This window comes from Massilia yuzhufengensis (assembly GCF_900112225.1).
In the GTDB taxonomy this organism is placed as follows: domain Bacteria; phylum Pseudomonadota; class Gammaproteobacteria; order Burkholderiales; family Burkholderiaceae_D; genus Telluria; species Telluria yuzhufengensis.
In genome coordinates, this window is the sequence record NZ_FOLD01000013.1 from 39,597 (window position 1) to 64,145 (window position 24,549).

The following is a 24,549-nucleotide window of genomic DNA, read 5'->3' on the forward strand; positions in this document are numbered from 1 at the left end:
CTGAACCGCCGCCGTGGTCAGCACCGCTGTCCGGCGCCTGCGCGCACGCCCCGGGCGCCGGCATGAAAGCGATCTTCCTCGACAAGGACGGCACCCTGGTCGACGACCTGCCCTACAACGTCGAACCGCGCCGCATCCGGCTGGTGAGCGGCGCCGGCGCCGCGCTGCGCCTGCTGGCCAGGCTCGACTACCGCTTCTTCGTCATCAGCAACCAGTCCGGCATCGCCCATGGCTGCTTCGGCGAAGACGCCATGGGACCGGTCGCGGACCGGCTGGCCGACCTGCTGTTCCGCGAAAACCTGGCGCTGGACGGCTTCTACTATTGCCCGCACCACCCGCTCGGCACGATCGGCACCTACGCCATGGTCTGCGCCTGCCGCAAGCCCTCGCCCGGAATGCTGATCAAGGCCGCGCATGAGCACGACATCAACCTGCGCGATTCCTGGATGATCGGCGACATCCTGCACGACGTCGAAGCCGGCAACCGCGCGGGCTGCCGCACCCTGCTGATCGACAACGGCAACGAAACCGAATGGCGCCTGGGCCCGCGCCGCGTCCCCACCCGCATGGCGCCCGACCTGTACGCCGCCGCGGTGCTCATTGCCGCCCATGCGGAAATGCGTTGACGACGTGTTCGCGCGCTGGCCGGCCTGGGCCGGAACGCCCACGGCGTGTGCCGCGACACGCCGGCGTCGTGCCAGCGGTGGATGCCGCGCTGCCGCGTTCACGGCATGCGCGATCGCAAAACTAGATGCAAATCTATAACAAAAACCCAAGTTTCCGTACGAGCTCTGATATAATTCCGGGCTAGTCGGGGCGTAGCGCAGCCTGGTAGCGTACGTGCATGGGGTGCACGGGGTCGGAGGTTCGAATCCTCTCGCCCCGACCAACAGAAAAGCATGAGTAGAGGGAGGTTGGGAGCGAAAGCTCTCAACCTCTTTTTATTCGTGCTTCAGGCGGCTCGACCGGCCTCATTTCACAGGGCTATGATTCTGTCGGTTTCGAGACAGTTTCGTGATGCGCGCGCCTGCCTCCCTTGTCCTGGATGGACACTGGCCTAGACTGAATTACCGCGAGGGCAATGCCGGCCTTGCGGCGTCCGACGCCCGCCATGTGGCTGATCCGGCGTGACGCCCGACCAAAGTTGACTGCTTTGTGAAGGAAGGATCATGCGACCACTATCTCTCCTGGTTTGCGCATCGCTGCTCGTGCTTGGCGCTGGCGCCGGTGCGCAGACCCAACCCTATCCCCGGCCCGATACCGCGCCGCTCTCGACCGTGACGGTGACGGCGCCAGCCAAGGCGATCCGGCTCAAGCCCGACGAAGTCAAGCAGATCGCCGGAACCTACGGCCTGGCCAACGGCTGGCAACTGGAAGTACGCGGCAAGCCGGATTACATCGACGCGACCATCGACACCGAAAAACCGATGCGGCTCAAGGCAGTGTCGAAGAATAAGTTTGTTTCCGGCGACGGCAACGTGACCATGGAATTCAACCAGGGCATGGGGACGGATATGAAGCTCAGCTATGTCCCCGACCCCAGCAAGCCATCGATGGTATCGATCCCCGCGCAAAAGGCCAAGCGCTGACAGCGCCGCGCATCGAGCACGGCAACTGGAGCGCCAACCGCCGGTTGGCGTGCTCGCCTGCTTCCCATCACCTGGCGGCGAGGCGCCGCTGCAGCAGCTCCTGTGCCATCGCGAGCGCCTTGTCCTGCGTTGCCGGGATATCAGGCTGGACGCCCACCCCTTCCCAGTTGGTATGGGTGATCGGACTGATCGAACGCGCACTCGGTATCCAGGCCATGAAGTATTCGCTCAGGCGGAAAGGTCGGCTGGGGTGGGCGCCGCCCCAGGTCGGCGCGCCGATCAGCGTGGCGCGTTTCATTGCCTGCATCGTATAGGCGAAATCTTCGCCGGCCGATTTCGTGTCCGGGCCAACCAGGATGACGACGGGCTTCTTGCCGCCATACAGTTTGCCCTCAAGCTTTTCGCTCGTCCACTGCTGCGTCGTGACGCCGGAAGTACGATCCCACAGGTCGTTGACGCGCGTGCGCTGGTCGACGAAGTAACTGACCAGCAGGGCCACCGTTGCCGGCGAGCCGCCGCGATTGTCGCGCAAGTCCACGATGAGGCCGTCGGTGTCGGCGAGCTTGTCCATCGCCGCCGGGTAGCGGTCGGCCATGATGAAAGGCGGAGGAAATTCGCGCAGCTGGAGATAACCAATGTTGGCCTCAAGGTGATCGACCTTTACCGCACCAATTTTCCCCATCGCCAGACCAAGGTTCAGCAGCATGCGCCTGGCAAACGGCGTGCGCTGTTCCCACTCCACTTTGGAGGCCGGAGGTGGCGGCATTGCGCGGTCGTAGGGCACCGGTTCCGGGCTCGATCGCACGGCCATGTGCAGGTCCCGGCTCACCTGCCGCAAGTCTTCGGTGAGCTGCTTCGCGAACGTTTCCCCATCCGTGATCCCATCGTACTTGCCATCACGCAGGTGCTGCAGCAAAGCAGTTTCCATCTGCTTTGCCTTTTCAGGAAAAACATAGTTCGCGTTCAATTGGGCCACCAGGGTAGTGATGACCTCCTTGCGGGTTCCCTTATCGATGACAAGCTCTACCTCTGGCTTGAGATCTTGAAGGAAGGGAATCCAGGTATCCATCGTGTAGACGGCGCCGAATAGCGTGGAAACCAGTAACAGGGGGATGACAATCCATTTTCTTATCATTTGTCTCTCTCATCGCGGCGCGTGGTTTATGTCTCGAAGCAACCATCTCCTCATTGATCAAGCAATGAAGTGGATTGATGGTAGCACGACAATTACCATGTAATAGCAATTTTTCTTGCTAACTATTACCCAGCGCGTATGAGAGAGGGAGGCGCAGCGTACGCCCCTACTTCCAGTCCCCCCGCAAGGCCAGCACCTGCTGCTGCAGGTACTCTGGCGAAGCCACGTCCGGCGCCACCGGCTGCCCTACCGCCAGCGCCAGCTTCGAGCGGATCCCGCGCGCAAACGAGCGCTCGAACACGTTCGTCTTGTCGCGCGTGAACACGCTGCCCCACAGCCCGCGCAGGGCCATCGGGATCACCGGCACCTTGCTGCGTTCGACGATTTTCGAAATGCCGTTGCGGAACTCGTTGATCTCGCCGGTATGGGTCAGTTTCCCTTCCGGGAAGATGCATACCAGCTCCCCCTCATGCAGGGCCTGGGCGATGTCGACGAAGGCGCGCTCCATCAGGAACGGGTCTTCCTTGGCCGGCGCGATCGGGATCGCCTTGGCGGCGCGGAAGATCCAGCCCAGGAAAGGCGTCTTGAAGATGCGGTGGTCCATCACGAAGCGGATCGGGCGCGGGCTGGCCGCACCGATGACCAGGGCGTCCACATAGCTCACGTGGTTGCAGACCAGCACCGCCGGCCCCTGCTCGGGAATGCGGTCGGCGTCGATGGTGCGTACGCGGTAGCCGGTATGGATCAGCATCCAGGCCAGGAAGCGCATCAGGAATTCCGGCACCAGCGAGAAGATGTACACGGCCACGCAGGCGTTGAGCAGCGCCGTGACCAGGAACAGTTCAGGGATCGTAAAGCCCTGGCCCAGCAGCAGGATTGCCACGCCGGCCGCCGCCACCATGAAGATCGCATTCAGGATGTTCATGCCGGCGATGGTGCGCGAGACATGTTTCTGGTCGCAGCGGGTCTGGATCAGGGCGAACAGCGGCACGATGAACAAGCCGCCGAACACGCCGATCAGCACCAGGTCGCCCAGGATGCGCCAGACGCCCGGCAAGGACACCAGGGCGAACGCATCCACCACGGCCGTGTTCGAATACGCCATGCTGGCGAAGTACAGGTCGACGCCGAACACCGACAAGCCGATCGAGCCGAATGGTACCAGGCCGATCTCCACCTTGTGGCCCGACAGCTTTTCGCACAGCAGCGAGCCGGCGCCGATGCCGAGCGAGAACACGGTCAGCAGCAGCACGAAGACGCTGTGGTCGCCGTGCAGGTAATCCTTGGCATACACGGGGAATTGCGACAGCACCAGGGCGCCGTAGAACCAGAACCAGGAATTGCCCAGCATCGACAGGAACACCGTGCGGTTCTGGCTGGAGAACTTCAGGTTGCGCACCGATTCGGCGAACGGGTTGCGGCTGATTTTGAGTTCCGGCGCCGGCGCCGGCGACGGTGGGATGCGCATGCTGGTCAGCAGGCCCAGCACCGCGCAGAACAGGGTCCCGCCCGCCACGAGGTGGATGCCCCAGGGCTGGTAGGCCACCAGCAGCGCGCCCGCCACCTCGCCCAGCAGGATCCCGACAAAGGTCCCCATTTCGATCACACCATTGCCGCCCACCAGTTCCTCCGGCTTGAGCTGCTGTGGCAGGTAGGCATATTTCACCGGGCCGAACAGGGTCGAATGCAGGCCCATGCCCACCACCGCAGCAATCAGGAGCCACAGTGTATGGGTCATCCAGCCGATACCCGCCACGAGCATGATCACGATCTCGAGCAATTTGACGAACCTTGCCAGGCGGGCCTTGTCGAACTTGTCTGCGATCTGGCCCGCGGTCGCGGAAAACAGCACGAAGGGCAGGATGAACAGGCCGGGAATCAGGTTGTTCAGCAGCCCCGGTTCAATCGTCGTCCAGCTCAGCGCATCGTAGGTCAGGATGACCAGCAGCGCGGTCTTGAACAGGTTGTCGTTGAATGCGCCAAGAAACTGGGTCCAGAAAAAGGGGCCGAAGCGGCGTTGCGTCAGCAGGGAAAACTGGCTCGGTTGGCTCGGTTGGCTCATTGCGGTTTGGCTCGTGAACAGGAAGAAGTCGTCATCTATAACAGTAAACGCAAGCGGCACAAAGCCAATTGCCCTCTCTCATCATTGCGTCGCCGATATTAATCCGTAAAGTCGCAGCTGGCGATACCGAATGGGTAAAAGGCATAGACTGCCGCGCCGTTCAAGCGGCATGCCCTGTCAACCGGAAGCATTGATAATCTTGATTGAAGCGGCTCAAGCACCTGTCCAACCAGGTGGTATGGTGCAGCGCAGCGCAGGTAGAATCCCCGGATGACTTCTACTGACTTCCTCCTCCGATACGCCAGCGTCACCACCTCGCTGTTCGACCACATCGAACACGACATGCTGGACCTGTCCTCCGCCTTCATCGACGACGATGATCCTGCCCCCATCCTGCTGCACGATCCCGTGCTGCTGCATGCGCCCTTGCCGCTGGATATCCCGCTGAGTTGACGGCCGCACGGCGCCAGCCCCGCGCGCCCAAAAAAAAATGATTCGAATTCGCGGCAATGGCCGGCAAATTCGAATCATATCGGGCGCCGCAGGCGTGGCAGCTCAGCTCAGGGTTTCGAGGCGGATCCGGGTCACCTTGCCGATCACGGCTGGCAGCGCCTCGATCTTGGTGATCGCCGCATCGATGTTCTTTTCGCGGGTCTGGTGCGTGAGCATGATGATGTCGAGGTTCACCTGGTTGCCCGGCTCCTTCTGCAGCACGGCGTCGATCGAGATGCCGCCGTCGGCCAGGATGCGGGTCAGGTCGGCCATCACGCCGAGCTGGTCCTTCACATACACGCGCAGGTAGTAGCTGGTGGTGATCTCGGCCATCGGCACGATGGCGACATCGGTCATTTCGTTCGGCTGGAAGGCCAGGTGCGGCACCCGGCAGTACGGGTCGACGGTGGCCAGGCGGGTGACGTCGACCAGGTCGGCGATCACCGCCGAGGCGGTCGGTTCCGAGCCGGCACCCTTGCCGTAGTACAGCGACGCGCCGACCGCATCAGCCTGCACCAGCACCGCGTTCATCGCGCCTTCGACGTTGGCGATCAGGCGCGCGGTCGGGATCAGGGTCGGGTGCACGCGCAGCTCGATGCCCTCGCCGCTTTCGGTCTGGGTGCGGCGCGTGATGCCGAGCAGCTTGATGCGGTAGCCCAGTTGTTCGGCGTAACGGATATCGACCGCCTGCAGCTGGCTGATGCCCTCGATATACGCCTTGTCGAATTGCACCGGGATGCCGAAGGCAATCGCCGACATGATGGTGAGCTTGTGCGCGGCGTCCACGCCTTCGATATCGAAGGTCGGGTCGGCCTCGGCATAGCCGAGTTCCTGCGCCTGCTTCAGCACGGTGGCGAAATCCAGGCCCTTGTCGCGCATTTCGGACAGGATGAAGTTGGTGGTGCCGTTGATGATGCCGGCCACCGACTCGATGCGGTTGGCGGTCAGGCCTTCGCGCAGCGCCTTGATGATCGGCACGCCGCCGGCGACGGCCGCCTCGAAGGCCACCATCACGCCCTTTTCCTGGGCCGCGGCGAAGATCTCGTTGCCGTGCAGCGCCAGCAGCGCCTTGTTGGCCGTGACCACGTGCTTGCCGTTGGCAATCGCCTTGAGCACCAGCTCGCGCGGCAGCTCATAGCCGCCGATCAGTTCCACGACAATATCGATGCTCGGATCGTTCACCACCGCGAACGGGTCGGTCACGACGTCCACCTGGCCGCCGGTCAGCTGGCGCGCGCGCTCGGTATTGCGCGCCGCCACCATCACAATCTCGATGCCGCGGCCGGCGCGGCGGCGGATGTCTTCCTGGTTGCGTTGCAGGACGTTGAAGGTGCCGGCACCGACGGTGCCGATGCCCAGGAGGCCAACTCGGATGGGTTTCATGTGGTTCTCGTTCTCTTGAATGTCTGGCCGTCAGCGCGCGTGGCGCCGCCGGTAGCCGTCGAGGAAGCGCGCGATGCGGCCGCAGGCGTCCGTCAGGTCGTCGGAATTAGGCAGGAACACCAGCCGGAAATGGTCCGGGGCGATCCAGTTAAAGCCGGTGCCTTGCACCAGCAGCACTTTTTCCTCGGCCAGCAGTTCGCAGATGAACTGCTGGTCGTCCGTGATCGGGTACATCTTCGGATCGAGGCGCGGGAACATGTACAGCGCCGCTTTTGGCTTGACGCAGGACACACCCGGAATATCGGTAAGCAGTTTGTGCGCGAGGTCGCGCTGCCTCAACAGGCGCCCGCCAGGCCCCACCAGGTCGGCGATGCTCTGGTAGCCGCCCAGCGCGGTCTGAATCGCGTACTGGCCCGGCGCATTGGCGCACAGGCGCATCGAGGCCAGCATGTTCAGGCCCTCGATGTAATCTTTTGCATGGCGCTTCTCGCCCGACACCACCATCCAGCCGGCACGGTAGCCGCAGGAACGGTAGTTCTTCGACAGCCCGTTCAGCGTGACGAACAGCACGTCGTCGGCCAGCGAGGCCAGCGACACGTGTTCTTCGCCGTCGTACAGGGTCTTGTCGTAGATTTCGTCGGCGTAAACGATCAGCTGGTGCTGGCGCGCCAGCTCGATGATTTCCAGCAGCACGTCGCGCGAGTACAGCGCGCCGGTCGGGTTGTTCGGGTTGATGACGACGATCGCGCGCGTGTTCGGCGTGATCTTGCGGCGCATGTCCTCGATGTCGGGCAGCCAGCCGGCGGCTTCGTCGCATACATAGTGGACCGGCGCGCCGCCGGCCAGGCTGACGGCCGCGGTCCAGAGCGGATAATCCGGCGCCGGCACCAGCACCTGGTCGCCGGTATTGAGCAGGCCCTGCATGGCCATGACGATCAGCTCCGACGCGCCATTACCCAGGTAAATGTCGTCGATGCCGACCCCGGCGATGCCCTTGCCCTGGGTGTAGTGCATCACCGCCTTGCGCGGTGCAAACATGCCCTTGGAGTCGGTATAGCCGGCCGCGCCATGCATGTTGCGGATCATGTCGTGCACGATCTCGTCAGGCGGATCGAAGCCGAACACGGCGAGGTTGCCGATGTTGAGCTTGATGATCTTCTGGCCGTCCTCTTCCATGGCGCGGGCCTTTTCCAGGGCCGGCCCACGGATTTCGTAGCAAACGTCGTCCAGCTTGTTCGATTTCAGGATCGGTCGCAAAGTATCCCCTGGTTGGTGCGATGGCAAGTACGGCGATGGTGCGCCCTGCTTTGTTGCAGTGCGAAAAATACCATTCTGCCGAAAGCGTCCAAATTAAGCAACCTCGCCGCTCCGGTTACAATATCCCTGCCCCGACCGACCAACCCTGCCGTTTTTGCGGCTGACCATCTCGCGACACGATGAAGCTCCATTCCGACAATAACCAGCAATACCAGACCGTCACCGGCTACGACGCCAGTGGCGTCGAGATCAATGCCAAGCGCTTCGATTTCAGCCTGACCGTCATGCCCGAGGTCGCGCCGCGACCCTGGAACGTGGCCCGTTTCGAGGACCTCACCGCCGAGCACTTCGAGGAGATCGCGAAAGATGTCCCGGACGTGGTCGTGCTCGGCACCGGCGAGCGCCAGCGTTTCGTGCACCCGAAGCTCGTTGCCAGCCTCTCGAGCAAGCGCATCGGGGTCGACTGCATGGACAGCCACGCCGCCTGCCGCACCTACAACATCCTGATGGGGGAAGGCCGCAAGGTCACGCTGGCCCTGATCATCGAAGGCGCGCCCGGGGCTTGACCGGGGGCACCAGCACATGAATCCTTCGGCATTTGCCTTCATCATCAGCGGCGTCATCCTGAACGCCGCCGCCCAGCTCCTGCTCAAGGCCGGCACCAATGCCCTCGGCGGCGCCATCCACCTGACCCGCGACAACTGGTTCGCGACCGGCCTGAAGGTCGCCACCCAGTGGCCGATCGTGGTCGGCATGCTGTGCTACGGCATTTCGCTGGTGGTCTGGATCATTGGCCTGTCGCGCACCGACGTCACCCTAGCCTACCCGATGCTGTCGCTGGGCTATGTCATCGGGGCCTTTGGCGCCTGGATGTTCCTGGGCGAAGTCATTTCGCCGCAGCGCATGCTGGCGATCGGCGTGATCATGCTCGGTGTGCTGCTGCTGGCGCGCAGCTGATTTCCTACTTATTTCTGTTCTGCATCTTGTAGAATTGCAAACCCGCACCATCTTGCGCCTTATCACCCTGGCCACACGGCACTAGCAAGAGGGCGCGGCGCCGATTATCATTCCGGTATCCGCTCCCTGCCGCGCCAGGGACCCCGGTGGCAGCCGCCGCCCAGACACCGCCAGGAGAGCCCCGTGGCCGACAGCACTACCGCCGCAAGCGTCGAGAATTTTTCCGCCCCCATGACGGGAGGCCTGACTTTCGAGCTGGCCGGCCGTCCGGCGAAGTACACCGTGCTGTACTTTTATCCGAAGGACAACACGCCCGGTTGCACCACCGAGAGCATCGCCTTCCGCGAAGCCTTCCCGGAATTCCAGGCCCTGAACACGGAAATCTACGGCATCAGCCGCGACTCGCTGCGTTCGCACGAGGGCTTCAAGGGCAAGCTCGGCCTGCCCTTCGAACTGATCTCCGACCCGGAAGAAGCCGTCTGCAGCCAGTTCGGTGTCATGAAGATGAAAAACATGTATGGCAAACAGGTGCGGGGGATTGAGCGCAGTACGTTTATCATTGACGCTCAAGGCCGATTGGTGAAAGAATGGCGTGGCGTGAAAGTCAATGACCACGTGACCGAAGTGCTGGAATTTTTGAAGAGCCAGCCCTGAAAACGGATGGCTCCAGCACACCTGGCCTAGTACCAGGCGTGTTTAACTTTGCTGGAAACCTGCCGCTATTTTGAGTCACACCGCATCCCATCCGCATTACCCCCATTCGGCTGACTGCCGGACCGGCATCCTCCGGCTGCAGCCCCTGCCTTGGCAACACCAGCGGCAACCCCCCCAAGTAGCATCGATCCCGCGCAGCAGCGCGCCAGCATTGGCGCCCCTGCGCGGTCTTCCAGACCTTTTTAGAACGAGAACCTGATGCCACTGCCAAAAATGCCCACCAAGCCAGCGACCATGCTGCTGGCAAAAGATTACCCGCAAGCCGAACCAGGCAAGTCGCCCGTTCGCCCGGCGTCCGCCAAGACCGACGCCGACCTCGAAGACCTGATCAGCGGCCAGGCCGTCCCGACGCCAAAGGCCACGAAGGCACGCAAGGCGAAGGCGGCCAACGAACCCGCACCGGTGCAGGCCGTGGCGCCCGCCGAAGCCCGCGACGCCGATGCGCCGCTGGCCAGGGGCCCGTCGCGCAAGCCGAAGCAAGGCCCGATCGCTCCGGCGCCCGCCGCCCGCCTGCTCGAACCCGATGCCGACCAGCCGCATCCGGCCAAGCACAAGCCGGTCGAGGTCAACGTCAAGTCCTCCACCAGCCGCAAGGCCGACCGCAGCGGCACCACCAAGGTGTTCGTGCTCGATACCAATGTGCTGATGCATGACCCGACATCGCTGTTCCGTTTCGAAGAGCACGACGTCTACTTGCCGATGATGACGCTGGAAGAGCTCGACAACCACAAGAAGGGCATGTCGGAAGTCGCGCGCAACGCCCGCCAGGTCTCGCGCACGCTCGACGCCCTGATCGCCAACATCGACGACGACGCCATCGAAGCCGGCATCCCGCTGGCCAAGCTCGGCAACAAGGACGCCAAGGGCCGCCTGTTCTTCCAGACTAAGCTGGATGCGGCGCCGCTGCCGGAAGGCCTGCCATCGGGCAAGGCGGACAACCAGATCCTGGGCGTGGTGCGCGCACTCGAAGAACAGATGGGCGGCCGCGCCATCGTGCTGGTGTCGAAAGACATCAACATGCGCATCAAGGCGCGCGCCCTGGGCCTGCCGGCCGAAGACTACTTCAACGACCATGTGCTGGAAGACACCGACCTGCTGTACTCGGGCATCGTCCAGCTGCCGGACGACTTCTGGACCAAGCACGGCAAGGACATGGAGTCGTGGCAGGAAAACAAGAACGGCAACTCGGCCACCTATTACCGCATGACGGGTCCCCTGATCCCGACCTTGCTGGTGAACCAGTTCGTGTTCATGGAACCGAAGAATGGCGAGTCGCCCTTCTATGGGCAGGTGAAGCAGATCACCGGCAAGACCGCCGTGTTCCAGACCCTGCGCGACTATAGCCACAACAAGAACAATGTGTGGGGCATCACCGCGCGCAACCGCGAGCAGAATTTCGCGCTGAACCTGCTCATGAACCCGGAATGCGATTTCGTCAGCCTGCTGGGCCAGGCCGGTACCGGCAAGACCCTGCTGGCGCTGGCTGCGGGCCTGGCGCAGGTGCTGGAGACCAAGCAGTACAACGAGATCATCGTCACCCGCGTCACGGTGCCGGTGGGCGAAGACATCGGCTTCCTGCCGGGCACCGAGGAAGAGAAGATGTCGCCATGGATGGGCGCGTTCGACGACAACCTGGAAGTGCTGATGAAGGGCGACGGCGATGCCGGCGACTGGGGCCGTGCGGCGACGCAAGACCTGATCCGTTCGCGCATCAAGATCAAGTCGCTGAACTTCATGCGTGGCCGTACGTTTGTCAACAAGTTCCTCATCATCGACGAAGCGCAGAACCTGACGCCGAAGCAGATGAAGACCCTGGTCACGCGCGCCGGTCCCGGCACCAAGATCCTGTGCCTGGGTAACATCGCCCAGATCGACACGCCTTACCTCACCGAAGGCTCGAGCGGCCTGACCTATGTGGTCGACCGCTTCAAGGGCTGGAGCCATGGCGGCCACGTCACCCTGGCGCGCGGCGAACGCTCGCGCCTGGCGGACCACGCCAGCGAGGTGCTGTAAGCGTGCCTGAAACGCTTCGCCCGTCACTGACCTGACAGGCGCTTTCCCAAAACGCTCGCTGAATCCAGCGGGCGTTTTTCATTTCCACCCTCTATTCATCCTGCATGCCCGACTTTCTTCCCCTGCTGCTCCTGAAGCTGCTGCTGGTTCCGATCCTGATCGCCCTGGTCACCCTGGCCGGGCGCCGCTGGGGGCCCGGCATCGCCGGCTGGCTGTCGGCCTTTCCCATCGTCTCGGGCCCGATCCTGCTGGTCATCGCGCTCGAACAGGGCGCCGACTTCGCCGCCACTGCCGCGGCCAATACCCTGCTGGCCGTGTTCGCCATCCTGGTGTTCAGCATCGCCTACGCGCGCTGCGCTCACCTCGGCATGCCGCGCGCCATGACGGCCGCACTGCTCGCCTACGCGGGCGCGGTGCTGTTGCTGCAGTCGGTGACGCTGCCGCTGTGGGCCGGCTTCGCGTTCATCGTCGGGGCGCTGGCGGGCGCGCCTGCGCTGTTCGGGCGCATGCCGGCGCAGGCGGCGGCGGGCAAGCCGGCGCGCGACCTGCCCTGGCGCATGCTGGCCGGCGCCCTGCTGGCGCTGGGCGTCACCTGCGCCGCCGCCACGCTGGGCGCGCGCCTGAGCGGGCTGTTCGCCATGTTCCCGGTGATGAGCACGGTGCTGGTGGGCTTCTCGCACCGCGCCAGCGGGCCGGGCTTCGCAGTCGCGCTGCTGCGCGGCATGGTGAACGGCTATTACGCGTTCGCCGTGTTCTGCGTGGTGCTGTCGCTGCTGCTGCGGGCGCAGCCGATTGGGGTGGCCTTCCTGGTGGCGACGGGTAACGCGCTGGTGGTGCAGCTGGCGGTGAAACACTTCGTCCAGCGCGCAGCCGTTTGGCGCGCCGCAGCGTGCCGTCCGGCGCGACGCGGCTTAGAATAGCCAGGTTCACACCGACCGGAGAGCCCTCATGCCGCACATGCTGTTGATCCACGAACCGACCGGCCAGCGCGCCACCCGCAGCGTGGCCGAAGGCCGCGCCGTCTACGACCGCATGCTGCGCTTCGGCGAGGACCTGCGCAGCCGGGGCCTGCTGCTGGCGGCGGAGTCGCTGGCCTCGCAGGACAGCGCTGCACGCGTGACGGTTGCGGGTGGCGCCAGGGCGCGCGTCGTGGATGGGCCGTTTGCGGAGGCCAAGGAGATGGTGGGGGGCTTCTTTCTGGTGAATGTAGATTCGCGCGAGGAGGCGATTGCGCTGGCGCAGGCGTGTCCGGCGGCGGAGTGGGCGACGGTGGAAGTGCGGGGGCTTGCGCCTTGTTTTGATCGGTAGCGGGTTGCGAGCAAAATTGGGTTCCGGAGAAGGCGGGAATGGTGCCACTGGCATCGTTCCCGCCAAGTTCGTACGCACCCACTAAAATAAATGTGAATCCCCATGTCGATCCGCCACAAGCGCATTCGTCGTATGTAATGGAAGCCCTCAAAAGCTCCCACCCCACGACAAGGAGACCCGACATGCGCTTCATGATCATCGTCAAGGCTACTACCGACACCGAAGCCGGCGTCCTGCCCGGCGAGCCGCTGTTTGCCGCGATGGCCGCCTACCACCAGGAGCTGGCCCGGGCCGGCGTGCTGCTCGACGCCAACGGCCTGCGTCCCAGCAGCGACGGCTGGCGCATCGGCTACCGCGAAGGCCGGCGCAGCGTCGTCGACGGCCCCTTCGCCGAAACCAAGGAACTGATCGCCGGCTACACCCTGATCCAGGTGCGCAGCCGGGAAGAAGCGATGGAATGGGCGCGCCGCTTCCCCGCCCCGCACGGCGAAATGGCGGACGCCGAGATCGAAGTACGCCAGCTCTACGAACCGCACGACCTCCCCTGACGACAAAGGACAGCGCCATGAACCAGCAAATCTACGTCAACCTCCCGGTCAAGGACCTCGAACGCAGCAAGGCCTTTTTTGCGGCGCTCGGCTTCGGCTTCAACCCGCAGTTCAGCAACCAGGACGGCGCCTGCATGATCGTTTCCAACGATATCTACGTCATGCTGCTGGCCGAGCCCTTCTTCCAGACCTTCACCAAGAAACCCATCAGCGACGCGCGCGGCGCCACCGAAGTGCTGCTGTGCCTGTCGTGCGACAGCCGCGCCGCGGTCGACGACATGGCGGGCAAGGCGAAGGCCGCCGGCGGCGCCTGGCCGTTCGAGCCGAAGGACCATGGCTTCATGTACCAGCACGGCTTCGAAGACCCGGACGGCCACATGTGGGAGCTGGTGTACATGGAAAGCATGCCCGAGCAGGCCGCCATGGCCGACGCCCAGGCCTGATGGACGCACAGGTCGAGCGCAGCATCGCCGCCGTCTGGCGCATCGAGTCGGCGAAGATCGTCGCCACGGTGGCGCGGATGGTGCGCGACGTCGGCCTGGCCGAGGAGCTGGCCCAGGATGCGCTGGTGGCCGCCCTCGAGCACTGGCCGCGCGACGGCATCCCGGACAATCCGGCCGCCTGGCTGGTTACCACGGCCAAACACGCCGCGCTCGACCGGCTGCGGCGCGACCGCGTGCTGCAGCAAAAGCTCGTACAGATCGGCCTCGACCTCGAAGCCCAGGAGGCGCTCATCGTGCCCGATTTCGTCGACAGCCTCGATGCGGCGCGCAACGACGTCTTCCAGGACGACCTGCTGCGCCTGATGTTCACCGCCTGCCACCCGGTGCTCTCGCTCGACGCCCGCCTGGCGCTCACGCTCAAGCTGCTCGGCGGCCTGTCGACGCAGGAGATCGCGCGCGCCTTCCTTGTGCCCGAAGCGACCATGGCCCAGCGCATCGTGCGCGCCAAGCGGACCTTGGGCGAAGCCAGGGTGCCCTTCGAGCTGCCGCCCCCGCAGGAACTGGGCGAGCGCCTGGGCGCGGTGCTGGAAGCGGTCTACCTGGTCTTCAACGAAGGCTATACCGCCACCGCCGGCGACGACTGGATGCGCCCGGCCCTGGTGGACGAGGCCCTGCGCCTGGGCCGCATGCTGGCGCAGCTGGCCCCGAACGAGCCGGAGGCCCTCGGCTTGGTCGCGCTGATGGAACTGCAGGCTTCGCGCATGGGCGCGCGGACCGACCCTGAAGGCCGGCCGGTGCTGCTGCTCGACCAGGACCGCGCGCGCTGGGACGGCGTGCTGCTGCGGCGCGGGCTGTCGGCACTGGCGCGCGCCGAAGCGCTTGCCTTGCCGCGCAGCTCCTACCTGCTGCAGGCCGCGATCGCCGCCTGCCACGCGCGCGCGCACGGCTGCGGAAACGGACTGGCGCGCCATCGCCACGCTGTACGCCGAACTGGCGGCGGTGTCGCCTTCACCGGTGGTGGAACTCAATCGCGCGGTGGCGGTGGGCATGGCCGACGGCCCCGCGGCCGGGCTGGCGCTGGCCGACCTGCTGGCGCAGGACGGCAAGCTGCAGGGCTACCACTGGCTGCCCAGCGTGCGCGCCGACCTGCTGGCCAAGCTGGGGCGGCGCGAAGAAGCGCGCCTCGAATTCGAACGCGCCGCCGCCATGACCGCCAACGGCCGCGAACGCGCACTGCTGCTGGAACGGGCGCGCGCCCAGCGCTCATGAGAACAGCCTGCCGGGTGCAGGCTGGGCTCAGCGGACGATGCAATCCACCGTGTCCGGCCGTCCCTCGGGGCCCTGGCTGGCCAGCGGGCCGCCCGGGTTGACGTTGAAGGCGGGCGGCGGCGTGAAGATCAGGCCCGGATTGCTCGGCACCAGTACCGGCGGCCGGCTCGGGTTGGGCACGAAGCCGAACTGGCCGGCCTGGAAGCCCAGCGAGCCGCCGGCGTTGCTGACGACGATCGCGCCGTCGCTGACCTGCACGTACAGCCCCGGCGCCATGACCGGTGCGGCCGGCGGGCCGCCGACAGGCGTTTTCGGCGACGCCGGTCCCGGCGCCGGCACGTACTGCGCCACGAAGGTGGTGCCGCGGATGCCGATGGTGGCGTTCGGGGTCTTGAGCAAGAACTTCTCCTTGTTGCGCTTGCCCATCAGGCCCGTGATCGAGCGCAGGCCGCCCTTGACCAGGCTGTAGCTGGCGTCGTCCCCTTCCGGCTTGCCTTCGTCATAGGCGAAGTTCTCGACCTTGAAGGTGGTGCCGGGGCGCAGCGTGATCTCGCTGTTGTCGACGAACTTGATCTGGGCATAGGTGTTCTTTTCCGAGATCAGCGTATCGCCGCTCTCGACCTCGGAACGCAGGGCCAATACCTTGACGCTGCCGTCGGCCTTCTTGACCATCAGCGGCCCGCTCAGGCGCGCGACCATGCCGGCCACCTGCGCGGCCCAGGCGGGGTTGCCCGCCATGAGCAGCGCCGCGAACAGCAGCGCGCCCGCGACGCCGCGCGGCGGCTTAGTTGCAGTACATTTTTGCGGCTGGTTTTTCATTCTTGACTCCGGTGTTCGTGCTCGTCGCAGGGCCGGCCTTAGACTCGGCCTTGTCCGGCGCGGCGGCGCCGCCCTCGCTGCTGCTGTTGCTGGTACTGCTGGTGCCGCCGCTGCTGGTGGCGGCGGTGCTGGCGCCGGTTGCGGCAGGCGCCGGCGCCGCTGCATTGATCAGCTTCACGGTGGCCTGCTGCGCCTGCGCCACCGGCGCGTTAGACTGCCCGCCATCCTGCACCGGGGCCGGGTTGAACACCACGCACGACTGGTCGAGCGGGTGGGTCGCGCAGAAATCCGGCTTGGGCAGCACGGCCGCGCAGCCTGCGAGCTGCGGATTGGCCGCGCACTGCGACAGTGTCGGCAGCTGCACCGAGCAGCCCTGCAGGGTCGGGCTGCCGATGCACTGCGCCAGCGTCGGCAGCACGGCCTGGCAGCCGGCAGCGCCCTTGTCGGCCACGCACTGCGACAGCGTCGGCAGCTGCGCCGAGCAGCCAGGCGTCGCCGGATTGACGATGCACTGCGCCAGCGTCGGCAGCACGGCCTGGCAACCGGCGGCGCCCTTGTCGGCCACGCACTGCGACAGCGACGGCAGCTGCACGGAGCAGCCGCTCAGCGCCGGGTTTGCGATGCACTGCGACAGGGTCGGCAACTGCACCGAGCAGCCGGCCAGCGCCGGGTTGACGACGCACTGCGCCAGCGTCGGCAGCACGGCCTGGCAGCCGGGCGCGCCCTTGTCGGCCACGCACTGCGGCAGCGATGGCAGCTGCACCGAGCAGCCCGCCAGCGCCGGACTGGCGATGCATTGCGCCAGGGTCGGCAACACCACCTGGCAGCCAGCGGCGGCTTTGTCCATCACGCACTGCGACAGCGTCGGCAAGATGCCGGCGCAGGACGCGTCGCGCGGGTTGACCAGGCAAGCGTTGAAGCTCAGCTGCAGCACCTGGGCGCAGCCTTCGACGCCAGGACTGGCCTTGCAGATCGACAGGGCCGGAAGGCGCGCGGCGCAGCCGGGAGCGCTTGGGTTGACCAAGCAGGCGTCGAATTCGGCGCGCGCCAGCACGGGTGCGCATCCCGGCACGCCGGCGTTGACGCGGCATTCGGCCAGCGGCGGCAGGACCGCGCCGCAGCCCGGTGCTGTCGGGTTGGCGATACAGGCGTCGAGTGCTTCGCGCTCGGCGATCACCGGGGCGCAGCCGTAGGTCGACGGCGCCGTGGTGCACACCGCCAGTGGCGGCAGCGTGGCGGCGCAGCCGGCGCCTTTCGGGTTGGCGATACAGGCGTTGATGGCCTCGCGCTCGGCGATGACCGGCGCGCAGCCCAGCTTCGACGGCGCGGCGGCGCAGGCCTCGTAGCTCGGCAGGGTGGTGCTGCAGCCAGGCGCTTTCGGATTGGCGACGCACTGCAGGATCGCGTTGCGTTCCAGCACCTGGGCGCATTGCGGCCCAGCCGGGTTGGCGGTACAGGTGCGCGTCGCGGTATCGAGCACCGCCGTGCAGCCGGCTGCGCCCGGGTTGGCGATACAGGTACGCGTCGCCGCTTCCAGCACGCCACTGCAGCCCGATGCGCCCGGATTGCTCAGGCAGGTATTCAGCGGCGGCACCGGGTCCGGCCGCGGATCCACGGGCGCGCTGGTGTTCGTGACCGACAGCTTGTCCGGGCCGGAGACCACGATGCTGCCGGCCGGGTAGCTGATGCTGCCGGCGGTGAGGCTGACGTTGCCCGAGGCCGTGGCTACCTGGCCGCCGCTTGCAATGGTCAGTGCGCCGTTGTTCTCGGCGCGCAGGACGATGTTGCCGCTGTTGCTGGACACCTTGCCCAGGATAGTCAGCGGGCTGTGGGTCACCAGGCTGATGTTGCCGCTGCCGGTCTTCACGCCATCGCCGCCGGTTTCGGTCGGGGCCACGGTCAGGCTGCCGGTGCTCTCGATCGAGATCGCACCGCCGTTGCCGCTGCCCGCCTGTACCACGTTGCCGATGGTGAGGGCGCGGTCGTTGACGATGTTGAGCGGCGCGCTGCCGCTGCCGGTGTTCCTTGCGCTCAGATAGGTCGAGCTGGTCCGCAGCGCGCTGGTGGCGCTGCCGATGCCGCCGAGCGAGGCGAGATCCAGGTTCGTTCCCTTGTAGCTGCCGGTGCCGCCGATGAAGGCAGCATCGACCAGCAGGGCCGCATCGCTCTCGATGCTGCTGTCGGCGAACAGCGCGCCGCCGGTCAGGGAGAGCTGCGATTTGGCCTTCAGGCCGGCCACGCCGCCAACCGCGCCGACGTGCAGGTCGTCGATCCAGCGAAAGCGGAAATCGCGCTCGGAAGCGCTGCCCGCCAGTGTGCTCACCCGGTTGGCGCCCGCCATCCCGACTTCGCTGCCTTCCACCAGCAGCTTGCTGGTGGTCACGGCTGCGCTGGCGTCCTGGTTCACCGCGCCGCTGGAGCGCAGGCTCACCTGGTTGCCGGCGCCGATGTTGTGCGACAGGGCGATGCCGCCGTTGCCCGCGCTGACGTCGATATCGGTCGCGCCCAGGGCGCCGCCGACGACGACGCGGTTGGCGTCCAGCTGGATCTTCTTCACGGCCTCGATTGCGCCGCTCACCTGGATGGTGCCCGGCGTCGCGTCCGGGTGCAAGGTGGCCATGAACTGGCTGCCGGCGCCCTGCAGGCGCACCGGTGCGTTGACGTTGATCGCGCCGCGGGTGTCGAGCAGCAGGCTGCCCTGCAGGCTCAAGGCATCGTCGATGCTGATCGCAGCGTTATGCGCGCTGCTGCCCAGGTTGATCTCGTAGGCCCGGAAGGCGGCCAGGCGCGCCGGGTCCAGCGCCAGCATGCCGGCCGGTTCGAGGCCGCGCACGCTGATCGCGGTGCTGTCGAGGAAGGGGTTGAACGAGACCACCGGAAAGACCCCGCCGGCGCCGTCGATGTCGCCGGCCAGCGTCATGCGGTCGGCCTTGAGGTCGATGTAGTTCGGGGAGACCAGCCGGCCGTTCGCGCCAAGGGTCAGGCGGTTCGTGGCGCGCAGGTCGATGTCGCCGCCGGCCTTGACCAGGGCGTTCACCGTCAGGTTGTTCTTCGCCTCGGCGCGCACGCTGTGGAGCGTCTCGAGGTCGTTCTCGAAGCGCAGGTCGTTCTCGGCCTGCAGCACGATGTTCGCATTGGTAGCGAGCAGGGTCGCCGGCGCGATGCGGGTGTCGCCCGCCATCGGCGGCTTGCTGAACACATTGACGTCGCTGGCCGCGGCCGTGCCGCCGTTGGCCACGATGATGTTCCACGGGTCGAGCAGCCAGGTGCCGCTGCGGCCCGCTGCCGCGCCGGCGTCCACGCGGATGCCGTCGATATCGAGGTCGTGGCCCGAGGTTTCGACCAGGCCGCCCTGGCCCGCGCCGCTGCCGCGCACCGAAATGCTGCCGTAGGCCGCGGTGGCGCCGTCCGACCACAGCACGACCTTGCCGCCGTCGCCGCCCTGGATGGCGTCGGCGCGGATGCTGGCGTCCTTGCCGAACCAGGTCTGCTGCGCATTCGGCAGCGCCGCGTTCTTGCCCTGGTAGTCGCCGCCCACCAGCACGGCGCCGCCGCCCAGTGCGCCGCTGGCGTCCACCGCCGCATTGCCGGCCAGGCCGACGCGCTGGCCCAGCAGCTCGATCGTGCCGCCCTTGCCGGCGCCGGTGGCGCTGGTAATGGTGCCCGCCTCGAGCACCGTGTCGCGGCTCGCCTTCAGGGTGATCTTGCCGTCCTGGCCGAGCACCGCGCTGTTGGCGTTGACCACGCCGCGCTGGTTCACCAGGGCGCCGTAGATGCCGATGCGGCCGCCCTGCGCCACCACCTGGCCCAGGTTGATGGCCTGGTGGTCGGGCGCCGAGACCACGACTGTCATGTCCGGATTGCCGGCATCGACCAGCTGCACGCTGCGTCCGGCCGCCAGCACCACTTCGCCGTTCGGCGCGGTGATGACGCCGCTGTTCTCGACGTTCGGCGCCACCAGGAACACCTTGCCGCCGCTCGGGGTGGTGATGGCGCCTTCGTTGCGCACCGCGCCGGCCGCCGGGCCGGCGCTGAAGTTCTTCTTACCGGCCAGGAAGTCGGCGTCGCTCAGGTTCAGGGTCGAGGCCACCAGGCCGTTGACGTCCACCCGCGCGCCGCGCCCGAACACGACCCCGTTCGGGTTGATCAGGAAGACCTTGCCGTTGGACTGCAGCGCGCCGAGGATGCGGCTCGGGTCCTGCCCGACGATCCGGTTGAGCACCGCGCTGTCGCTGCTTTGCTGGATGAAGCGGGTGATTTCGCCCGCATTGACCGAGAAGCTCTGCCAGTTGATGATGGTGCCGGGCGTGTTCGTGATCGAGAACACGTTGCCGTCCTGGGTAAAGGTGGCCTGGCCGGTCACCACTTTCGGCAGCGTGGGCGCCGCGTGGGCGGCGCCCACGCATGCCGCGACGCACAGCGCCGCCCTGCTCAATCGGATCAATCCGTTCCTGGTCTTGCTCATGTCATTCCCCTAGTAGGCCAGGCCGACGCGCACGTGCAGCCTGTCCTTGCTGGCGCCGCCCAGGGCGCCCTTTTTCACCACATTGCCGTAGTCGAGCTGCAGGCTGGCCGCGCTGCCCACCGAGAAGCGCAGGCCGGCGCCGGCGCCGGCGATCGTGGTGCTGCGCAGTTCGCCCGGCAGCGCGTGGTTGCGCTTGCCGTAGGCGGTATCGTAGAAGGCCAGCAGGCGGCACTGCCATCCGCTCCTGCTGCACAGGTTCGGCGTGTACAGTTCCAGGTTCAGGCCCAGGCCCGAATCGGCCGCCAGTTCGCGTTCGCGAAAACCGCGCACGCTGGTCGAGCCGCCGGCGCCGAACTGCTCGCCCGGCATCAGCGCGTCGGGCGAGTACTGGCCATTGGCCAGCACCCGGGTTTGCCAGTCGCCGTCGCCGAGCGCGCGGCTCCAGGCGCCGGCCAGGCGCAGCGCCGTGTAGCCGGCTTTCGCGCCCGCGCGCGCCGCCGTGAAGTCCTGTTGCGCGCCGCGCGAGCCGCCCGGGATGTTGCGCAGCAGGGTCGCCGAGATATTCGCTTCGCCCTTGTCCAGCGCCACGCGCCCCAGGTAGCCGATGCTGGCCGGGCGCACCGTGACGTTGTTGCCGAAGTCCTGGTCGAAGAACACGACGCTGTTCTTGTAGGCCTTCACTTCCAGGCCGTAGATGAGTCGCCCTTCGAGCTCGCGCGCGCCGACGCTGCGCTTGGCCAGCACCTGGCTGTAGCGCGCGCCGTAGACCGCGCCGCGGCCGCTCACGGCCAGGTCGAACAGGCCGGCCGTGACCACGCCGGAATCGACGTCCGAATAGCTGGCGTACAGGTCGAGCGCGGCGCCCTGGCCGTACAGCGGCACGTGGTAGCCCAGGCCCCACACGCCTACCTGCGACGGCTGTTCCACCGTGGTGGTGTACTGCAGGCTGGCGACGTGGTCGCGCCCCCACAGGTTGGCATGCTGCAGCACCACGCCGGCGTGGGTGGTGCCGGTTTCGCTGGTGCCGGTGTTGTCGAAGTTCGCCATCACGCTCCACGGCCGCTCGTCGAGCACGTCGATGCGCGCGTCCACCGTGTCGTCCGCCGCCCCGCTGCCCAGGCTCAGCTTGACCTTCTTGGCCGGATTCTCGTTGGCCAGCTTCAGGTTGGCCGATACCTGCGTCAGGTTCGGCGTCTGCCCTTCGCGCAGCGCCGGCAGGCTGCGCCGGATGTTCGCTGCGCTGAAGCTCCGGTTGCCCGCCACCGTGACCCTGCCGATCTTCGTCTGCAGCACCTGCAGGCGCACCACGCCGCCATTGAGCTCCTGCTCCGGCAGCTGGACCGTCACCACGCTGTAGCCGCGCGCATGGTAGAGCGCCTCTAGCGCCTCGAGGGCGCGCTGGACGTCGCCGAAATCGCGCCCGGCGCCGGCGTGCGACGCCACGGCCTGCTCGATCTCGCCAGCGCTCAGCAGGGTGTTCCCGGTCACCTCGAAGCGGCTGATCGTGAAGCGGACGATGTCGTCCGGCGCCGCTTCCTGCGCACAGGCCGCAGTCACGGCCAGGGCAAGCACGGAGCCCGCGAACAGGCGTGCAAAACATTGATTCATTAGGTTTGCTTTACGAATGGTCGTATTTATAAGTTTTTTTTATGACAGGACGGGGAGCGCCGGCAACACCACGTCCCCTGATAAGGGGAAGTGTAGCGAGCTTTTTGTTGCAATGGAGAAAAATTCAGGTGACTAAGGAAACTTCCCCCATCGCATGGGGGAAACTCCGACAGATTCCGTTGCTCGAACGACACACCCGCCGGGCCGGGCTGGCGCTACTTGGTGTCGAAGCTGGTAACGCCGTCCCATTCGCTGCCGGGCGGGTGCGCGCGGTAATGGGCGATGCGCTGCAGGTAGAGCGCATACAGGCCGCGCGCCGGATGGGCCGCCGCCAGCGCCTCGATGGCCGGCTGCGCCGCATCCCATTGCTGGGCGCGTACCAGCGCCAGCGCCGCCTCCCACTGCGCCAGTTCATCCAGCACCCCGGGCGCCAGCGCGGCCGGCTTGCCGAGCGGCTCGAAGATCGCCACCGGCTCGTTCTTGCCCTTGACCCGCACCAGGTCCAGCTCGCGCCAGGCGAATTCCGGCGCCGCCAGGCGGGTCGCCGCCCCCACCGCGATGCCCACGCCATACACCTTGGTGATGCCCTCCAGGCGCGCGCCCAGGTTCACCGCGTCGCCCATGACGGTATAGGCGCGCCGGATTGCCGAGCCCATGTCGCCGACGTGCATCAGGCCGCTGTTGACGCCGATGCCGATCTTCAGTTCCGGCCAGCCGCGCGCCAGGAAGTCGGTGTTCAGGCGCGCCGCGCTGTCCTGCATCAGCAGCGCCGTGGCCACCGCGCGGCCGGCGTGGTCCGGAAAGCTGACCGGCGCGCCCCAGAAGGCCATCACGGCGTCGCCGATGTACTTGTCGAGCGTGCCCTGGTGGCGCGAGCGGATGTCCTCGGACATGGCCGTCAGGTACAGGTTGATGTACTCGCGCAGCTCTTTCGGGCTCAGGCCCTCGGAGATGGTGGTGAAGCCGCGCACGTCGACGAACATGACGGTCAGTTCGCGGCTCTCGCCGTCCATGTTGTAGGCTTGCGGATCCTCGGCCATCTGCGCGACCAGCTCGGGCGCCACGTATTGGCCGAAGCGCGAGACCAGCGCCCTGCCCTTGCGGAACTCGAAAAAGTAGCCCCAGGCCAGGTTCAGCACGAACAGGCTGGCCACCAGCAGCAGGCAGATGAACACGTTCAGGATCATGTCCTGTTGCGTGTACATGTAGTAGTTGAAGGCGCCGCAGGCGAGGAAGGCGCAGGCCGCGAGCAGCACCGACCAGGCCGGGGTGAGCACCGCCAGCGCCAGCGCCAGCACCACGCCGACCGCGCCCACCAGGCCCGCCTCGACCACCTGCGCCGACCAGTGGCGGGTCTTGAAGCGCCCGTCCAGCATCGACTTGATCATGTTGGCGTGGATTTCGACACCCGGGTACTCGGCGTTGACCGGCGTGGCGCGCAAGTCCTGCAGGCCGGGCGCGGTGGTGCCGACCAGGACGATCGCGCCTTCCAGCACCTCCTGCGCGACCCGGCCGGCCAGCACGTCGGCCGCCGACACATACGGAAAGGCCCCGCCCTGCGGCCCGCCGCGGCCGCGGAACTGCACGGTCGAGATCATCGCCTCGCCCACCGGGAACACCACCCGGCCGGCCTTGCGGGTAAACATCTGGATGGTGTCGAAGGCCGACGCCTGTTTGTCGCTGTCCGACAGGGTGTCGACGGTCCCGTGCATCACCGGGTTGACGGCTTTCGCATCGAGGAAGGCGGCCAGGGTCGCCAGCGACAGCGACGGGTAGTAGCCGTCGCCGATCTGGAACAGCACCGGCGAGGAGCGCACCACGCCGTCGGCGTCGGTGGTGGCGGTGAAGATCCCCGCGCCGCGCGCAGCCCCCTGCAGTTGCGCGATGTTGGCTTCGTAGCCCTTTGCCGAGTAGGCGCGGCCCTCGCGGCCATTCAGGAAGTCGGTGGTGAACAGGGGCGCGGGCAGCACGCCCTTGGCCTGGTCGCTCGAGATGTTAAAGCCCAGCACCACCGGCTGGCCGCGCAGGGCGTCGGCGAACATGCCGTCGTAGTCGAGTTGCGGCTTGAGCTGGGCCAGTTCGCGCTGCAGGGCCGGCACGTTCTTGAGTTCGCGCCCGGCCAGGCGTTCCAGCTCGGCGTAGCCGGAACTGGTGTCCGGCTCGGGGAAAGAGACGTCGAAGCCGACCGCGCCGGCGCCATAGTGGCCGGTGAGCTGGTCGACCAGCCTGGCCATGATGTTGCGGCTCCAGGGGAAGCGCCCGACTTCGTTCAGGCTCTTGCTGTCGATGTCGACGATGACGATGGCCTTATCTGGCTCGAAAGGCTCGAGCCGCACGCGCAGGTCGGCGATGATGGTGTCCTGGCGCTCGATGGTATGGCTGGTCCAGTAATCGAGCGGATACAGCACGGCGCCCAGGGTCAGCAGCAGTCCCAGCGCCCAGCGCCCTCCATACCGTGACAGCAGCTGCCTGGCGCGTTTCATGCGG

19 protein-coding genes, 1 tRNA gene and 1 pseudogene are annotated in these 24,549 nt (G+C 66.4%); 13 read left to right on the forward strand and 8 right to left on the reverse strand.

Features of this window, described 5'->3' with window-relative positions:
• Window positions 1-62 precede the first annotated feature (62 nt).
• The 3 genes from BM031_RS12570 (at window position 63) to BM031_RS12580 (ending at window position 1,589) form a co-directional block, all read left to right on the forward strand.
• On the forward strand, window positions 63-626 hold the full coding sequence (locus BM031_RS12570) for a D-glycero-alpha-D-manno-heptose-1,7-bisphosphate 7-phosphatase (RefSeq protein ID WP_091874918.1): 564 nt from the start codon (window positions 63-65) through the stop codon (window positions 624-626).
• Between the two features lie 186 nt (window positions 627-812).
• Window positions 813-889 (forward strand) — tRNA-Pro (locus tag BM031_RS12575).
• 280 nt (window positions 890-1,169) lie between these two features.
• Window positions 1,170-1,589, forward strand: coding sequence for a hypothetical protein (locus tag BM031_RS12580; RefSeq protein WP_143084580.1), 420 nt, complete (start codon window positions 1,170-1,172; stop codon window positions 1,587-1,589).
• Window positions 1,590-1,656: 67 nt separating this feature from the next.
• On the opposite strand, the gene BM031_RS12585 is transcribed toward BM031_RS12580, so the two are convergent.
• Together BM031_RS12585 and BM031_RS12590 are read right to left on the reverse strand one after the other, a co-directional pair.
• A complete protein-coding gene (locus BM031_RS12585; RefSeq protein ID WP_091874920.1) occupies window positions 1,657-2,724 on the reverse strand; it encodes a S41 family peptidase in 1,068 nt (355 codons plus the stop codon).
• 166 nt (window positions 2,725-2,890) lie between these two features.
• The gene (locus tag BM031_RS12590; RefSeq protein ID WP_091874921.1) at window positions 2,891-4,786 is read right to left on the reverse strand and encodes an MFS transporter; all 1,896 of its coding nucleotides are present in this window, start codon (window positions 4,784-4,786) and stop codon (window positions 2,891-2,893) included.
• A gap of 270 nt (window positions 4,787-5,056) precedes the next feature.
• Between BM031_RS12590 and BM031_RS12595 the strand changes: the two genes are divergently transcribed.
• On the forward strand, window positions 5,057-5,239 hold the full coding sequence (locus BM031_RS12595; protein ID WP_091874922.1) for a hypothetical protein: 183 nt from the start codon (window positions 5,057-5,059) through the stop codon (window positions 5,237-5,239).
• A 102-nt stretch (window positions 5,240-5,341) separates the two neighbouring features.
• Here BM031_RS12595 and BM031_RS12600 read toward each other — a convergent pair whose 3' ends face one another.
• Together BM031_RS12600 and BM031_RS12605 are read right to left on the reverse strand one after the other, a co-directional pair.
• Window positions 5,342-6,661 carry a homoserine dehydrogenase gene (locus BM031_RS12600; RefSeq protein WP_091874923.1) on the reverse strand — a complete coding sequence of 440 codons (1,320 nt, stop codon included), beginning with the start codon at window positions 6,659-6,661 and terminating at the stop codon, window positions 5,342-5,344.
• 30 nt (window positions 6,662-6,691) lie between these two features.
• Complete coding sequence (locus BM031_RS12605) at window positions 6,692-7,918, reverse strand: pyridoxal phosphate-dependent aminotransferase (protein ID WP_091874924.1); 1,227 nt, start codon at window positions 7,916-7,918, stop codon at window positions 6,692-6,694.
• Between the two features lie 179 nt (window positions 7,919-8,097).
• Here BM031_RS12605 and BM031_RS12610 point away from each other — a divergent pair, with 179 nt between their 5' ends.
• The 9 genes and pseudogenes from BM031_RS12610 (at window position 8,098) to BM031_RS12650 (ending at window position 15,170) form a co-directional block, all read left to right on the forward strand.
• A complete protein-coding gene (locus BM031_RS12610) occupies window positions 8,098-8,484 on the forward strand; it encodes an Mth938-like domain-containing protein (RefSeq protein WP_091874925.1) in 387 nt (128 codons plus the stop codon).
• 16 nt (window positions 8,485-8,500) lie between these two features.
• A complete protein-coding gene (locus BM031_RS12615; protein ID WP_091874926.1) occupies window positions 8,501-8,875 on the forward strand; it encodes an EamA family transporter in 375 nt (124 codons plus the stop codon).
• A gap of 183 nt (window positions 8,876-9,058) precedes the next feature.
• Window positions 9,059-9,529, forward strand: coding sequence for a peroxiredoxin (locus BM031_RS12620; RefSeq protein ID WP_091874927.1), 471 nt, complete (start codon window positions 9,059-9,061; stop codon window positions 9,527-9,529).
• Between the two features lie 258 nt (window positions 9,530-9,787).
• Complete coding sequence (locus BM031_RS12625) at window positions 9,788-11,602, forward strand: PhoH family protein (RefSeq protein ID WP_091874928.1); 1,815 nt, start codon at window positions 9,788-9,790, stop codon at window positions 11,600-11,602.
• Between the two features lie 104 nt (window positions 11,603-11,706).
• Window positions 11,707-12,522 carry a hypothetical protein gene (locus BM031_RS12630; protein WP_091874929.1) on the forward strand — a complete coding sequence of 272 codons (816 nt, stop codon included), beginning with the start codon at window positions 11,707-11,709 and terminating at the stop codon, window positions 12,520-12,522.
• A 28-nt stretch (window positions 12,523-12,550) separates the two neighbouring features.
• Window positions 12,551-12,910, forward strand: a complete 360-nt coding sequence (locus BM031_RS12635) for a YciI family protein (protein WP_091874930.1) — start codon at window positions 12,551-12,553, stop codon at window positions 12,908-12,910.
• A gap of 182 nt (window positions 12,911-13,092) precedes the next feature.
• Entirely contained in the window at window positions 13,093-13,458 is a 366-nt protein-coding gene (locus BM031_RS12640; protein WP_091874931.1) for a YciI family protein, read from the forward strand.
• Window positions 13,459-13,475: 17 nt separating this feature from the next.
• Window positions 13,476-13,901: a VOC family protein gene (locus BM031_RS12645; protein WP_091874932.1), complete on the forward strand. Its 426-nt coding sequence runs from the start codon at window positions 13,476-13,478 to the stop codon at window positions 13,899-13,901.
• A pseudogene (locus BM031_RS12650) lies at window positions 13,898-15,170 on the forward strand (RNA polymerase sigma factor). Before BM031_RS12645 ends, BM031_RS12650 begins: the two are co-directional and overlap by 4 nt.
• Window positions 15,171-15,197: 27 nt before the next feature.
• On the opposite strand, the gene BM031_RS12655 reads toward BM031_RS12650, so the two are convergent.
• The 4 genes from BM031_RS12655 to BM031_RS12670 all read right to left on the reverse strand — a co-directional run bounded on the left by BM031_RS12655 (window position 15,198) and on the right by BM031_RS12670 (window position 24,545).
• Window positions 15,198-15,989, reverse strand: coding sequence for a FecR family protein (locus BM031_RS12655; protein WP_229408846.1), 792 nt, complete (start codon window positions 15,987-15,989; stop codon window positions 15,198-15,200).
• Window positions 15,955-20,454, reverse strand: a complete 4,500-nt coding sequence (locus BM031_RS12660) for a two-partner secretion domain-containing protein (protein WP_091874933.1) — start codon at window positions 20,452-20,454, stop codon at window positions 15,955-15,957. The genes BM031_RS12655 and BM031_RS12660 overlap by 35 nt, the downstream gene beginning before the upstream one ends.
• Before the next feature lie 9 nt (window positions 20,455-20,463).
• Complete coding sequence (locus BM031_RS12665; protein WP_091874934.1) at window positions 20,464-22,062, reverse strand: ShlB/FhaC/HecB family hemolysin secretion/activation protein; 1,599 nt, start codon at window positions 22,060-22,062, stop codon at window positions 20,464-20,466.
• Between the two features lie 215 nt (window positions 22,063-22,277).
• Entirely contained in the window at window positions 22,278-24,545 is a 2,268-nt protein-coding gene (locus BM031_RS12670; protein WP_091874935.1) for a CHASE2 domain-containing protein, read from the reverse strand.
• Window positions 24,546-24,549 lie beyond the last annotated feature (4 nt).